Genomic DNA, 16,508 nt, shown 5'->3' with positions numbered 1-16,508 from the left:
AGATATACATCAACAAAATCTAACTTAATTTTTTATTAAAAGTAAATATACTGATTTTAAATTGATAAAAATATCTTACTTACTATATAAGTTCAACCAAGCTATGGAGTTTTCAGTTGTCTAATTTCAGTGAATTGATTGCCATTTTTGAACGTATTGCTAAAGGTGAAGCATTACAAACTGATATATCAAATGTCATTAGTACACTAACGAATCTTGGAGTAGAAGCAGATGACATACAAAAATTTACATCAATATTAAATGCAGATAGGCAGCAAGTCAATCAAATTGTCTTCCAGTTAGGCAAATATAATTACAACATGGGACAAGCCAAAGGTAATCAATTTGGCGATATTTACAACGGCATAAACCCAGAAATAATCAAGGAAGCTTTGCGGGAAGTATTACAAGAGGTTTTTAGTAACACAAGTATTGACATATTAGCTAAAAATTTACCAGCAGTTGATTATGAGATAACTGAAAAACTAGAATGCACAAATTCAGAAATATCTCAATATTTACCTACATCAGAACTACCAGCTATTTCAATCTTCGATTTTGAAACGGTAACAGTAGGTAAGCAGGGAAACATTACTAGACATTATATTAAACAAGCAGAATACTTTGTAGAAGATTTGAACAATGGTGTTGAACTAGAAATGGTTTCTATACCTGGTGGTTCATTTATAATGGGAGCATCTAAAGATGAATCTGGCACAGTTGAGGATGAACGACCTCAACATTTAGTTACTCTTAAACCATTCTTTCTGGGTAAATATCTTATTACTCAAGCACAGTGGCGAGAGGTTGCGAATTTTCCAAAAATCAAATACGAACTTGAATCTGAGCCATCATATTTTAAAGGAGATAACTTACCTGTAGAGTGTATTTCTTGGTATGAAGCACAAGAATTTTGTGCTAGACTTTCACAAAAAACAGGACGAGTTTATCGTTTACCTAGTGAAGCTAAATGGGAATATGCTTGTCGTGCTAATACAACATCTCCATTTTATTTTTGTGCAACAATTACGAGAGATTTAGCGAATTATTATGAGGAACAACAAACACATTTTCGTGTGAATCAAACCAGCGAAGTTGGAATTTTTCCTGCTAATAGCTTTGGCTTATATGATATGCACGGTAATGTTTGGGAATGGTGTGCTGACTATCAACATGAAGACTATCAAGACGCACCATCAGATGGTAGTGTATGGGAAATAGATGGCAATGCAGAATATAGAATGCTTCGAGGTGGTGCTTGGGATTATGATTTTAGTTATTGTCGTTCTGCATCTCGCTATTATGAAAATCCCAGTACACGCAATGAATCATTTAGTTTTAGAGTAGTGTGTTGTCTTGACAATGCCTAAACCTTTAAATATTTTTTCACTTGGTTTTTGATTTCTGAGATTAAAGTTGATTCTAAAATTTTTATGCTAGTTTCTTGCCGAATCTGAGCTTTTGTATTGCCACGATTCTTAATGCAGTAATCTCTGTAGAGGTGAGAAAGCCAATTCCAACTACCAACGACAGCAAATTTAGAGTCACAAATTAAAATTCTCTGATTCGTACCTTTACTTCGTTTGTATTGTTCTTTCCCTAAAGGATGTAGTGTTAAACCTGGATATTGAGGAACTAATTTTTTCAAATGGGTTTCCGCTTTAATGTCATTATCATCAATGCCATCAGCACCCATATAACCATAAATTATTTCTATCTTTACCCCTCTTTGTAAAGCTGATACTATCTCTCTAGCAAACCGCTCTGGTTCTGAGTTATTATGTAAACCACGAATCCAAGGTGTAACAATCGTAATTTCTTCGTCAGCTTCATCAATAGCTGTTTTTAAAATATCTAAATGGTCACAATCAAGAACAAGGGTAGCTCCTGGCCTCTGTTCAGGAAAGTCATCTTTAGATTTATACTCAAAAATTTCGCCATGTTCTCGAATATGTTCTACAAGTTTACGGGTATAACCTTGAGCTTTTTCTAACCTATAAAGATTACCAACTAAAATAAATAATTCTTCTGCTCTAGATACGGCAACATTGAGCAGATTGGGTTTAGAGTTGAGCCAATCACAGCTACGATTATCTTGTGGTCTGCACACTTTTGTAGATAAAATTATTACCCGCTTCTGTGAACCTTGAAATTGATGAATTGTCCCAATTGCTTCTTTTTGTAACCCAGACAGTTCTTTTTGTTTTGGTAAACTACGCTTTAAAGCTTGAGCATGAATGCTAAATGGAGAAATAACACCAATATCTTCTGGTGAGTAACCTTGACTAATCAAATGCTTGATTACTTCACTGACTACAGCCACCTCTTCTGTATTGAAATTATCCTGATGAATACTTCCCTCGACGTGGTACGCAACTAGGTTTGTTGCCAATAGCGATGATGCAGGTTTTGTCTTTACTTGTAACCCATATCCTACGATGCGATCGCAAAATTGAATAATACTAGGCTGACAACGGTAATGCTCAACTAGCTTAATTCCTTGACCAGCATCACCATCTTCCCCACTTGCACCCGCCGCTCGATGATAGGTAGTAGCTAGTTCTGTTTTCTCAGGACTGTAAAGATGATAATCAAGTTCAGATAGTCCTCTTTCAATAAAGGCTGAATCACGGTATTGGTCGCGTCTTTGATTAGTTAAATTAATAATCGGTTCAATCTGAAGTGGATCTCCTACAATAATGGCTTTGCGACTCCTAAACAACAAAGGGAATGTCTGATGCTGTGGTATCATTCCCGCTTCATCTACAATAATTCTATCAACACAGTCAGTAACGCACGGCAGCATATTCTTTACTGAAAGCAACGTGCTGGTAATAACTGGGAATATTAAACTTATAGCTTTTAGATTTTCTTTTAACTTTTCCAAATTTTGAGAAAAACTTTTACGATTCCTTTCACTAGCAATAATAAAATTTGAATATGCAGTTAAAGCTTTTTTTACATCTTCTTTATTTCGTAATGCTTCTTGCTTCAGCAATTGACGCGATAATTCAAATAATCTTTTATGTTCTTCATGATAATCAACATGAAAGTAATTATAAAAGTCTTTTAAGTTTATTTTCAATCTATTTTCTAAGGCTACTAATTCAGCAATTGTCGAATTAAGCTCATTAGTGAATTTCTGGGCTTTTTCTACACATTCTTTTAATTGATTGCGTATATTTTGAAATTCCCTAGCTAGTTCGATTCTTGTATTAACATAGCCTAACTCTTGAATCAGAATACTGCGATTCTTAGGATTTTTAACAGGAAAAGGGGTATCAATAGTTTGTAAAATATACTTTTCACATTTGGATGCCGTTTTTTTCAAAATTTGTTCTTCCGTACTGCGAGTAAGCCAAAGTATAAGTCTCTTCCACCAAGGAGTGTTACTTTCTGGTAGATGTGATCTCGCATTCTCAAAAATAAGCTGAATTTTTTTATAGGCATCTATTGGCAGCTTTTCATAAAGGTCTAGTTCCTGGACTTTTCTCTCAGACTGAACTTGGGTTATCTTCAAACTCTCTATTTCTAATTCAAGCTGTTGAATTTTTCTCTGTAGCTGAGGTTGCTGTATTTCATCCGCATCACGTTGACGAAGTAAGTTTAAATAGTGATTTTCTTGAGTTTTTAAATTGGCTACTATTGTTTTAATTTCTTCTGCTAGGGAATTATATATATTTTCGTCAAAGCTTTGTTTCTCAAGTAATTCAGTAATAGCAGATTGGATCGCGTCTTTAGCTCCTCCTTCTGCTTTAATATTATTCTTGCTTCCCCCTTTTAGATAAAAACACTTATCCTCTAAAGGCTTTTCTTTCAAGTATTCATCTAATTTTTCAATAACATTTTCAACAGCTTTATTTACTGTACTGCTAACAATTGTCAAGTTATTGATGTCTTCCCCAGTTTCGAGTAATGTGAGCGCACGCTTAACAACTTGCTGGGCTACGACATGAAGAATCAGTGTAGTTTTACCAGAACCTGGAGGCCCTTGAACTGCTGTTATAGGTTCAGTTTGAGCGTGTTTTAACGCTTGCAGTTGAGAGTCAGTTGGTGGATGGGTTGGGAAAGCGCCTGTATATGTTACCTTTTGGGCTGGAAGTTGAGGCTTGCCAAATAAATATTCATAGGCTGGATGCTTAGATTTCAACCAATTTTCTGCACTGGACTTAATATTTTTTAAATCAGGTTTGAGATTTATATGAAAGTTACTGCCTGTAAACTTGAATAAATAAGGCTTGCGCTCAATATTGTATGGATGCAATTGTAGTTGATTCATCCAGCCTTCATAGGTGACAAACTCAAGCCCAAAGGTACTTTTGAGAAACTGTGCAAATCCATCTTGGGTATTTAATTGCTCTCTCTGTTCATCATCCAGTTTCAGAAATCTCGCTAAGTTGTCGCCAGCTTCTACTAATTCCAAATTGTCAAGATTCCATCCCTTCTCTTGATACTCTCCTTTGAGGATGGATGTTACATCTAAGCTAAACAAAGGATAATACTCAGATTTCCCCTGGTTGACAGTCGATATCTGAGGAAAGGATAAAACCCAAATACTATCTTCCTGACCAGTTTCTTCGCTAACTTGCTGCCTGAGATTAGAAAAAGTAATTTCATTAATTTTTACATAATTACCATCTAGCTCTACACCACTCAACACAGCCTCATTCCCTGGAATTTTGGCATTGTTCAAGTCTACTAAAGCAATGAATTGTAACCATGCGTTGAGAATTGCTTCTACTTTGCTGGCTTTGTTCAAAACTTCCTCCAGGTGGCTGTGAGTAGTTATCAATACGATACGGTAAGAGGTTAGAAATAATTTTTACTAATTTTTACCTATAAGTAATAAGTATCATTTTTTTTACGCTATTCAGCAATAATGTTTAAATATCTTTAAAAAAGCTAAATTTTAACTTTATATAACGACATAAGCTTCAAAGTACATTTACTAATTTTTACATTTCCTGTAATGTGAGATACAGAAATAATACAAAAATTACTGATTCAAAGGAGATGGTGGAAATGGCTGATGAGTTAACACCCCCAAACCCACAAGAAGTGGATGCTCTATTGTCCGAAATCTTTGAGGAGGTTCAAAAGTGGGAAGGGAGTCTTGCGGGTGGCACTAAACTTGGTGTGGGGGCGGAAGCGATTAACAGCCTATTTAAAACAAAAGTCAGCTTTGGCAACCCGAAAGACAAATTGATTCGGCTGACAGAGGAAACATTTAAAAATAGTAATACTGAACTGCTCGATATCTACAAACAACAGATGCAAGGGCAGTTTGATTTTTATTACATGACCATTAATATAGATTTACGCCCTGAAAAGGGCGCACAATTTTGGCGATTAACCTGTGAGCTTGATTTTGGGCCAAAAGGTAGCAAAGAACCTATTATTCAAAGCTTATTTCCTACTGATAAGTGGCGTTCAGTTATGAGCTTTGGTGTGGGTATGGATTTGGGAGTAAATGGTAATCTAGATTGGAGTGTAGGATTTGATAGCTCTCAGTTGGCTCAATTTTTGCCATCAATTCCAGATAACCTGCAAGCAAATGTAGGCACAAAAGATAATTTACAGGCGTTTCTTGCAATTCCAGCTTATAAATACGAACTTGGTTATTCAGAAATTATTACCAATGGTGAAGGTAATTCTGTGTGTTATTGGCGAATTGAAGACGAAAATTTACAGAGAATTGGAACAGCTAAGTTTGCAATTGTATTTAAAGTACCGAAGGGAACAGAGGCAATTACATTACGTGGTACAGTCTGGGCAGAACCGAAAATGAACTGGTTAACTGCTGCTCTAGAGGATGTTGCATCTGCTCTATCGGGAAGATTTCAGACATTATTAGGGAAAGATGATGCAGGAAGTCAATTTTCTCGTGCTGATGCCGAGTTATGGAACCTGACTCTTCCTAAGTAGTTTACACGAATAAGTATCACACAATGCAAAATCTACCTAAAATTAATAATTTTCTGTATTATGGTTGTAAAAAATTACTTTACTTATCGCATCCGTGTAGCCAATAACGATCGCGTGCAGGTACAAAAATGGAATTCTCAGCATGAATCTAAGGGTGAACCTTCAGGTGAGTTGTGTTACAAAGACAAGCAGGAAGAGATTAAAAACCTTTTACAGATTGTCGCTAACAACGAACTGAGGAACTCAAAACAGACACGTACTCTTGGGGAAGCGTTGTTTGATGTTCTTTTTGATAGCACACTGCGACAAGATTTTGTGAATTTTCATTTCCAGGTAGTGCAACAGGAAAAGCAGTTGCTACGGGTAGAATTAGATATTGACGAACAAGGAATGCCTGAATTAGCTGCTTTACCTTGGGAGTTTATGTGTTTACCTGCGAGTGCAAATTTGGGTGAAATTTGGATTGGCACAGATCCTAATTTAGTATTTTCCCGCCGCCGCGCTCAATGGAACCCAGCACCACCAATTCAGCTTGAGCCAGGGGAGAGATTAAGAATTGCATTGGCGATCGCAGCCCCAAAAGATTTAGGTACAGTTGAGTATGAAACAGTAAAATCTGTACTGGATGACTTAGCAAAAGAGCAATCTGAGCGTATCGAATTATTACCAATTGTCAATCCAGCTACTCCTAATGCTATTGATGCTCTGCTAGAAAAACAACCTCACATTTTCCACTTTATCGGTCATGGTCGTTTGCAAGATGAAGATGGGGAAGAAGTTGGACAAATTGCTTTAGTAAAAAAAGTATTTAACACAGCATCATGGTTAGATGCTGGGGGTTTTGCTGAGTTATTAAATCGGCATCGCCCAGGTATTGTGTTGTTGCAAGCTTGTGAAAGTGGAACGTCTTCTGCATCACAAGCTTTTGTGGGTGTTGCTTCTAAAATTGTGCAGCAGAATATCCCTGTAGTCGTGGCCATGCAATATGAGGTGTCTAATTTAACAGCAAGTCAGTTTGCTTACGAACTTTATGAGCGATTAGCCCAAGATTATCCGGTAGATATTGCCGCGCAAAATGGAAGACGTACAGTAGCACTTGATATGGGTTATCGCAAACGTGATTTTGCTACACCTGTTATCTTTATGCGTGTACAGGATGGGTATTTATTCAAACGTCAGAGTTTGAAAGATCAGGTGCAGGGTAGTAAAGCTGCAAGTGATTCTAGCCAAAAACCTGCGGCACAAGGCGGGACTCAAATTATACAAGATGTGAAACAGAATGGAGAAAAAAATATAAACTTTGGTCAAGCCAGCAATTTTAGAATTGGAGATGATAATTACCACTCAGAATCATCTCAAAACAAAAATAATCAAAAATAAATATAAGGAAAGACCTGTGTGGCTAACCATGATAATCTGAGTGAGATTCTTGATCGCATCCTGAAGGGTAATCAGACTGAGGCAGATATTGAGCAGCTACGGCGATCGCTAAAATTAGCTGACGGTGTAGTACAGTCAGTATCCCAAACTGGCAAGTTCAACACCAACATTGGGCAAATAACTGGGGGAGATGTTCATCTAGGCGATCGCATTTACCAAGGTACAGATGCTGAAACACTGAAGAAAGTTTTACAGGAAGTTCTACCGCAGCCAAATCAGAAGCCTCCCACTAACCTCACGGGTGCGGATGGGTTGGGTGAGTTGAGTGCTACCGTACCACAGCGACCACTCAGCTTTTTACCTCGTCCAAAGGAAGTTAACTTATTAAAAGCATTAGTGGTGGATGAATCAAACCAGATGGCTGGTGTGCAGGGAATGGGCGGACTGGGTAAGTCGGTGTTAGCCGCAGAACTAGCACGGGATGAAGAAGTAAGGCGACGATTTTATCATGGAATAGTCTGGGTAACACTTGGTCAAACACCTACTTTGATCAATCTGCAAGCTTCGATTGTAGGGGCGTTAACAGGAGAGCCAACACAATTTAAGGATGTTCAGGAAGGCAAGATTTTCTTGGGTAATTTGCTCAGAGACAAAGCTTGTCTGTTGATTTTGGATGATGTTTGGGATCTCAAACACGCTGAGGCGTTTACAGGTTTGGGTCAGACTAGCCATATACTTATTACTACTCGTAATGCCGAAATCATTCAAAAGCTGAGTTCACAAAAGCAAAATTATCCGTTGGGCTTGTTGACCAATGAGCAAGCACTAAAATTATTAGCACAGGCTTCAGAGCAAGCAGTAAAAACTCTTCCGAGTGAGGCTAAGGCGGTAGCAGAGGAGTGTAAGAATTTACCTCTGGCTCTGGCGATGGTGGGAGCAATGGCTAAAGGTAAGCCCAATCTCTGGGGAGGGTTGCTAAAACGATTAAAGAATGCTGACTTAGAAAAAATTAAGCAGCAATTCCCGGATTATCCTTATCCAGACTTGCTTCGGGCAATTCAGGTAAGCGTCGATGCTTTAGAGCCAGAGATAAAAGAACGATACTTAAATTTTGCTGTATTTCCCGAAGATACTCCCATTCCGGTAGCAGTTTTGCAGACATTCTGGGAACCGGAAGGATTGATTGATTTAGATGTAGATGAAATTGTTACAACACTGGTGAATCGTTCACTGGCGCAGCAAGATAATAAACCATCAGGTCCCCTCACGCTTCATGACCTCCAGCTTGATTATGTGCGAAAGCAAGTCAACGACCTACCAGCGTTACATGAGCAACTGCTGGAAGCTTATCAAGGCAAATGTGGCGATGGCTGGGCAACAGGCCCCAAGGATGGGTACTTTTTTGAGCAGTTGGGCTACCATCTGCTGCAAGCCAACCGCCGAGATGAATTTCGGCAACTATTGCTGGAATTTAACTGGTTGCAAGCCAAGTTGTCAGCAACTAATGTCACTTCTTTAATTGCTGATTTTGATATATTCCCAGAAGATGAAGAATTACGTTTAGTGCAGCAGGTAATTTTACTGAGTCTTAAAGCCATAGCAAAAGACCCTGAACAATTTTGGAGCCAATTATATGGTCGATTGATGAGTCAGGAAATGCCGGGGATCAAAACCATGCTAGAGCATACAGGGCAAACTAGCTGGTTACGTCCATTGACTCCGAGTTTGCATCAGGCAGGCGGACTTTTACGTTGCACCCTCCAAGGGCATGAAAATTCGGTCGAAGCCGTAGCCATCACCCCAGACGGGCGGCAGGCTGTTTCCGCTTCCCATGACAATACCCTGCGCCTGTGGGATTTAAAGTCTGGCAATTGCCTGCACATCTGGACTGGTGACAGAGCTATTAGCTGCTGTGCCGTCTCATCTGATGGCGTTACATTCGTAGCAGGTGAAGCATCAGGACGGGTACATTTCCTACGCTGGGAAAGGTTGAACTAGAAAAATGAAAATCCAACATAGAAGACACTGGTAATGACTAGCCCCAATGACCCCCTTGCTATTATTGACAGCATCCTAGTAGGCAATTTCACAACAGCCGATCTTGCAAGTTTACGCCAGTCACTCACTCCCAGTAGCAGCCAAAATGTAGTGCAGTTAGGCAAATACAACGTCAACATTGGACAAGGGCAAGATATTCACATAGGCGATAAGATTTACCAAGGCACTGATGCAGACACTATTAAAATAATTATTCAAGCTGTATTAGAAGAATTTGCACTTCCCCGCCGAGGAACAGATAAATCATTGCAAAAATGGAAATACTTGCACACCTTCAAAGGTCATTTAGGTGCAATCAAAGCTTTAGCAATTAGTCCCAATGGGCAAACATTAGTAAGTGGCAGCAATGACAAAACACTCAAGCTTTGGGACTTGAGAACTCTGCAATTACTCTACAGTTCTCCCCCCAGCCAAAGTGCTATTACATCCCTAGCTATTAGTACAGATGGCAAGACTATTATAGCTGGTAGTCAGGGAGGCACATTGAGAACTTGGAATTTACCAACTAGAGAATTAGTTGGCAACCCCACAAAATTACATAAAGGCGCAATTAACTGTGTTGCCATCAATCCTAATTGTCAAACTGTTGTTACCTGTGGCTCTGATAGAACGCTGAAGGTAATAGATTTATTTACTAAAAATATAATTCACAACTTAAGCGCAGGAAAAACCCCCATCAAAGCAATTAGCATTAGCCCAGATAAACAAACACTGGTAACTGCTAGTGAAGCAGGCACAATTAAAACGTGGAACCTAACAACAGGAAAATTAATTTATTCCCTTGCACAAGCTCATGAAAGTTCAATCAATACAGTAACATTTATTGCTAATTCTCCAACATTTATCACTGGTAGTTCCGATAAAACCATTAAAATCTGGACTATAAATTACGCTAAAAAAATAGAATTACTCCACACACTAGACAGAGGAAAAACCCCAGTAAAATGTCTAGCAATTTATCCCGATAGTCATACTCTCATCAGTGGTAGTGAAGGCGGTGTAGTCAAATTTTGGGATTTAGAAACACAAGAACTACTTCACACACTCCTAGAAGTTCATCTAAGCTCAATCAACTGCCTTGCAATTAGTTCAGATAGCCAAAACTTTTTCACAGGTAGCCAAGGCGGTAACATCAAACTTTGGCGCAGGTATTCTTAAATTACCTGTAAGCTACTAATTTTTTGCAACAGTTATAATACTGAGCATATTTTGTCAAATTTTATATATGCTCAAATGTTTGCTCCATTTGGTGATTAAGCTCAGACTGGTAAGCAACAATATATCTGATCACCCAATTATCATCCTTGACCGCATTGTTGCAGGAAAACACACTGAAGCTGATCTGCTACTGCTCCGACACATTTTAATTGTGGGCAAGAACCCACAAATCATGCAGTTGGGCAAGTATAACGTCAACATTGGACATGGCCAAGATATCCAAATTGGCGATACCTTCGGTGGGTTTCACCAACGCATATATAAAGGTGCAAGTGCCGAAACTATACAACAAGTTTTTCAGGAAGTTCTTGAGGCTCGCCGCATACGTAGCTTGCTCACACACAATGAATTTGCAGCCAGAGTAGAGCAAGCACTAACAAATTACCAAGGACTGTTCGTTGGGAGGGAAAGCATCCGCCAAGAATTGAAAAACATTCTAGCTGGAAGCATGAGGGTTATTGTGATGCACGGATCTGGCGGACTGGGTAAAACACGTCTGCTGTTATCATTACCAGAAATTGTTCCTCAAGGGCGATCGCTATGGTATGTTCGCAATACAGCCGAGTCAATAGAACCAGACTTGGTATCACTAGAGCGTGAACATCAGCACATCATTGTTGTAGACGATGCTCACCGCTTTAATCTTTTATCTCAATTGCGTGAAGTTCTAGTCAACCCTGACTTTGCTAGTAAAGTTACCCTAATTTTAGCTACACGTAGCGTTTTCAAAGACTCAATCCTTTATCAGTTAGGGACATTACTAGATAATCAACTTGCTACTATTGATGTCCAAGCTCTAAGCCAGCAAGATATCAACCAAATTCTAGAATCTTCTCCTTACAACATTGCTACACAAGATGTTCGGTATGCCATAGTTAAAACTGCTGAAGGTAATCCCCTATTTGCGGGTATTGCAGCTCGCCTAGTTCAGCAAGGAAGAACATTAGGAAATCTCTCTCGTGAACAGATACTAACGAATTACCTAGATGAAATCATTAAAGATTTAGCTGAAGTGAACGACGGCGATCGTCAATTTTACATTCGCTATCTGCAAATACTAGCTGCTCTTGGCAGCATCAACCTTAGTGAAGAGGAATTACAGGCGAAGATTTACGAGGTGACTGGTATTTCTCCGATTGATGCACCAAGAATAATAACTCGTTTAATAGAAGCAGGCATTGTAGAAAAATACTGGAAAACCATAAAACTTTCTTCTGAAGTTTTAGCTGACCACATTTTAATTACCCAATTTTTTGCTCAACAAACTAGACGAGCAGATTATCAAAAGCTAATTATCGAACCATTCTTTAATTTGAAACCAAAAGAAATTCTCAGAAATTTGGCTGAGGCTGAAATTAAAGGAGAATCCTCCGAAGCGGGTTCATTACTAACTTATAAATTAAATGAATTTAGACGATTAGTACAACACGAAGGCAATTGTGTTCGCTTCAATCTCTTAAACTGGCTAAAAGATGTAGCATATTTGAGAGCAGAAGATGTTATATCTATCGTCGCTTTGATTGTTGATGCACCTGAACTACCACCACAAAATATTCCTGACGAATTTTGGGGATGTTTCCAAGTTAGTCATGAATGGGTGTTAAGGACTGCTGTTGAACTTCTAGAACGCACTATATATCAAGGTGGATTACGTGATGCTATTATCTATTTACATAAACTCGCCATATATAGACCAGAGGCACAAGAATATTGGTTAGTTCGAGATAAAGCAATAAAAGCACTAATTAAAATTGCAGAATTTAAGAGAAATAAGTCTTATAAAGTGCAACTTATATTAATTGAATTTATCTCAAACTGGTTACAAGAAAACTTTATCATTAATCTGCCTCTGAGCTTGTCTTTACTCCAGTGTATGTTAAAAATAGACTTTCATAGTGCAGAAATAAATCCAATTCAGGCAGGTAGTATTGTTATTTATCTTGGTGATTTAGAGATATCTGATAACTTAAAGCAGATTCGTGAAGGTTCTTTAAAAATACTATACAAAATATATCAGCAAGCACAAGATTTACCTACTAGACTGCAAATTATTCAAATTTTGTGCAGTGGAGCAACACCTTACTTAAGCTCAAGAGATCAGGTTTCTACTGAAACTAAAAATCAATTATCTTATGATTGTGCAAAAACAGCCGATTTCTTCTCAAAATCTGTTCTAAAAAATGCAGAATTACCTATTTTAGACAAACTAGCCGAATGGTCAAATCAAGCGAAAAAATTTCATAAATATCAGTCAGCAGAACTAGATATTTTACAGCAAAACTTGAAAGACCATAAAGGTTATCAACTGTACCGAATTCTTGTTGGTAGATATAGATTAGATGATGAAGGAAATCAAAGTCATTTACAACAGTTTGATGTGCAGCACTCAGAAACAAAATGGCAACAAGCACAAGAGCAACAACAACAAAAGATTAATGAATATGTTCAATCCATTTCAACATTAAACCTAGAGAAATCTATCCAAGAATTGGAAACTATCGCTACTCAAACTTTAAGCATCGGCAAAAATAACACCTTTGGACTCAATGATTTACTGAGGATACTTGGACAAACACAGACTGAAATAGCTCAAAGTTTTATAGACAAAGTAATAACTAACACTAACAGTCTAAAACACCATCTCGGTTTCGTTATAGCAGGAATGCGTTTGAGCAACCAAGAATTAGCTAGAACATACGTAAGGTCATGGATTGAACAAGATGATACCGTTCTTTGGGTAGCGATCGCCATTAGTTATCGCTACATTGATTGGAGTCAACCTCAGCTAGAAGAAGAATGGCATATTCTTAGACAACTCGTAGCAAAAGAATCTCCTGTACTAGATCCGGCAATATTTTGGAGCTTACAGCAACTCGCACCATATAATTCAGATTTAGTTGTAGAACTTTTAAAGACTTTAGCTGCTCGTGGTAATGAAGATATTTTGCGCCATGTAGCCGAGACAGTATCATGGCAAATTGGTAGCAACAATGAGTATGCTGTTATATTTAATGACACACAAGACTTGGTAGAGATTATCTCTAATTTCGAGCGGCTTTCTCGCTTAGATTATGACGCTGAAGAATGCTTAAAGCGTCTTGGTGATATTGCTCCAATGCAGTTGATAGATTTTATAGAACGTCGAATTAAGGCTAAACCCAACCAGTATTCCGTTGGCAATTTTTACGAAGCATTCCCCAAACCTTTTTCCTCAGCTTTTGACCATATACAATCAAAACCAGAGTATCCTGATATTCTACGCCGCGTTAGAAATTGGATGCTGGAAGAAGATGAATTCTTACTAAGTTTAGAAGCTCCAACTTTGTTGCAAGCACTTTCTCTGAATTTAGCAGGTGAGCTATATAAAGTTTTAATGGAATGGATTGATGCTGGAGATATTGATAAATTAAAAGCCGTAGCCAAAATTATTCGTGAGTTCAACTCCGGACAAGAGTTTTATAATTTAAGCCGAGAGATTATTCTGCATACACAAAATGAAGATGTAACATCATATATTTATTCTGCTATCATCTTTACTCCTGGTGTAGTTGTCGGGCCGACATCTAACTTTTATAAGCAACGTATTGAAGAAATATCACCTTGGTTAACAGATGATAATATTCATGTCAAATTATTCGCTAGACAGATTATTCAATCTCTTCAAATAAATATTGAAAGTGAGGAAGGTGTAGAAAATTTCAGAGAACGCAATTGGTAAGTTGTTGACAATCAAACAACTAGAGCAATTGATTAAAAATAGTTTTTGCAATAGTTATAGAACTTACGCATTGACTAGATTTTTTGAATGAAATACCCTATTGCTATACGAGAATTTACTGTTTAAATTAAAACTAATGACATTCCGTGAAGAGTTAAACACTATACTAGAGCGTATAGTAAAGTACCAGCATACTGAAAGTGATAACATCAAAAGCTATATCGATAAATTTATGAATGGGTAACTGTGATGAAAAGTTTCGTTAAAGCAGTTTTTTACGAGCTAGTTATATAAAGGTAATAAATGACGCTTAATCAACACCTTCAGGAAATTTTTAATCGGATTGAAAAGGGAAAAGCAAGTGATGAGGATATAAAGATTCTAAAGGAGGAAATTCTGTCCGGCGATCGCCAAGTTGTGTCACAACTAGGTAAGTACAACGTCAATATTGGCGAAGGTAAAGATATACACATAGGCGATCGCACTTATCTACAGTGTGATAAGGAAGCGATGGCAGCCTTAGTTAAAGCTATTCAAGAAGCAAGTGGTATCCATCAAAATACTCAGGGTGGTGATGCAGCCGCAAGAGATATTGATAAACGTAATATTTACGAAAACTGTACATTTATTCAACTACTGGCTAAAGATAGTAATCTTGGCAATGATTCTCAAAGTTTATTAAATAAATCATATTTTTCTGGTATTCCTCAAGAAAGTATTCAACAAGCGTATCAAGACGCTTTACCTCCTGATGCTAGTGTGTGGAATTTAGAGGGAAACGACATCACACAAATATTAAAGGTAATTGAGGAATTTAGAAAATCATTGGAGTTTGTAAAGCAGTTAAGCCAAGATAAAAATATTTCTCAAGAGATTCGTGAAAACTTAAGTGCTTTAGCTGAAGAATTAGCAGCAAAAAAGCATTCAGGCGATAAGAATAAACCACCTACGGTTTTTTCGTCTAATCCAAAAGGGCAACTGGAATCTTATTTAATTGCTACTCTTGAGCGTTGTGATGATGATAATGAGCAATTTTTAATGAATGCTTGGTTAATTATTGATGATTCCTTACCAGTAAACGACCTCTCTAAATTTATATCGCTATTAGATAAGGATGAACAACAATTAGGAATATTATGCAAATTTAATGAAATACCACAACAACTCAACAAATTTTTAAAAAAAAGCCTTCGAGTACTTAGAGGTAAACAATATCAGCTAACTATTGAGGTATTCTTACCAAGTGATTTGATTGGTACAGAAGTAGACCGTTGGAAAATTTCTGACCCAATCTTAGAGGAAATAACCTTGGGAATTAAATACCCAATTCGACTGCGATCGATAGAACGTTTAAATCTTGATTATTTAGATTCTTATTTATCTGATTGGTATAAGTATTGGGACAGAGTTAAAGCTGTTTTACACAATGAAGCGGTTCAAGAATTATTTGAACATCTAAAAGAAATGGAGAGTTTTAACTGGAAATCATTAAAAAATAATTTACAGAACAAAATAGGGCTAAAAGTAACTTGCGCTCTTCCCAAAGCCAAAACCAAGGATTTATTTAAAGCTATCTTAATCTCAACAACACCCATTGCTATCTGGACAAGATGTAATATTGATATTCCTAATTTTGATCAGGTGACAGCAATAGATGAAGTCTTAAGCTTTAGACCATTATGTCATTTGTGTGAATCAGTTAGACAGACAAGAGAAGAAGCTGATGCTCAAACGGAGGAACATTTAGGTTTTCATTTAGCACTGCTTTGGGAAGATCCTCATCGTCTTACACCTAATGTCATACTGCAATTAACTACACCAGGACAATAACAGGGAGTTGAAATCAATAAAATGACTGATTGGAAAATTTTTCAAGGTAATAGTGAACCACACGATAATATTAATCAACTTCCCCCGCCTCCCAGTTGGCGTAAATTTCTGGGTGCAGATGATGAATTAGTGAACGAAATTGAGCAACGCTGGCAGAAATTTTCTAAGGATTTGGAGGTGGATAAGAGGAACGAACAACGGGGTAAAAGTTTCCGTATCCACACCGTTAAAAGTAATGATAAAAATACTGTTATTAATATGGTCAATGCAGCCCTTTATTTAAGACGACCTTTGTTAATAACAGGGAAACCGGGAACAGGAAAAACATCTTTGGCTTATGCTGTGGCGTATGAACTAAAACTGGGGGCGGTGTTACCTC

Annotated in this window: 9 protein-coding genes; 8 read left to right on the top strand and 1 reads right to left on the bottom strand. The window is 37.6% G+C overall.

The annotated features are described in order from the left end of the window. Positions 1 to 116: 116 nt before the first annotated feature. A complete protein-coding gene (locus VB693_RS26440) occupies positions 117 to 1,370 on the top strand; it encodes an SUMF1/EgtB/PvdO family nonheme iron enzyme (protein ID WP_323268839.1) in 1,254 nt (417 codons plus the stop codon). Here the strand turns inward: VB693_RS26440 and VB693_RS26435 are convergent. Continuing rightward, a complete protein-coding gene (locus VB693_RS26435; protein WP_323268838.1) occupies positions 1,367 to 4,759 on the bottom strand; it encodes an AAA domain-containing protein in 3,393 nt (1,130 codons plus the stop codon). The two genes, VB693_RS26440 and VB693_RS26435, sit on opposite strands and share 4 nt — an antisense overlap. A gap of 263 nt (positions 4,760 to 5,022) precedes the next feature. On the opposite strand from VB693_RS26435, the gene VB693_RS26430 reads away from it, so the two are divergent. The 7 genes from VB693_RS26430 to VB693_RS26400 form a co-directional block, all read left to right on the top strand. Then, on the top strand, positions 5,023 to 5,925 hold the full coding sequence (locus VB693_RS26430) for a hypothetical protein (protein ID WP_323268837.1): 903 nt from the start codon (positions 5,023 to 5,025) through the stop codon (positions 5,923 to 5,925). A 60-nt stretch (positions 5,926 to 5,985) separates the two neighbouring features. Further along, positions 5,986 to 7,305 (top strand): CHAT domain-containing protein, encoded by a 1,320-nt coding sequence (locus VB693_RS26425; protein WP_323268836.1) that lies wholly within the window; start codon positions 5,986 to 5,988, stop codon positions 7,303 to 7,305. Between the two features lie 18 nt (positions 7,306 to 7,323). Beyond that, positions 7,324 to 9,303, top strand: a complete 1,980-nt coding sequence (locus VB693_RS26420; RefSeq protein WP_323268835.1) for an NB-ARC domain-containing protein — start codon at positions 7,324 to 7,326, stop codon at positions 9,301 to 9,303. Between the two features lie 33 nt (positions 9,304 to 9,336). After that, positions 9,337 to 10,521 carry a hypothetical protein gene (locus VB693_RS26415; protein WP_323268834.1) on the top strand — a complete coding sequence of 395 codons (1,185 nt, stop codon included), beginning with the start codon at positions 9,337 to 9,339 and terminating at the stop codon, positions 10,519 to 10,521. Between the two features lie 67 nt (positions 10,522 to 10,588). After that, positions 10,589 to 14,299, top strand: a complete 3,711-nt coding sequence (locus tag VB693_RS26410) for a hypothetical protein (RefSeq protein ID WP_323268833.1) — start codon at positions 10,589 to 10,591, stop codon at positions 14,297 to 14,299. 303 nt (positions 14,300 to 14,602) lie between these two features. After that, positions 14,603 to 16,129 carry a hypothetical protein gene (locus VB693_RS26405; protein WP_323268832.1) on the top strand — a complete coding sequence of 509 codons (1,527 nt, stop codon included), beginning with the start codon at positions 14,603 to 14,605 and terminating at the stop codon, positions 16,127 to 16,129. 21 nt (positions 16,130 to 16,150) lie between these two features. Then, on the top strand, positions 16,151 to 16,508 hold a 358-nt coding region (locus VB693_RS26400), incomplete at its 3' end, for an AAA family ATPase (RefSeq protein WP_323268831.1).

Source organism: Anabaena sp. UHCC 0399, from assembly GCF_034931465.1.
Taxonomy (GTDB): Bacteria; Cyanobacteriota; Cyanobacteriia; order Cyanobacteriales; family Nostocaceae; genus Trichormus; species Trichormus minutissimus.
Note: the sequence above shows the minus strand (reverse complement) of the source record. Positions and strands in the feature narration are given on the sequence as shown.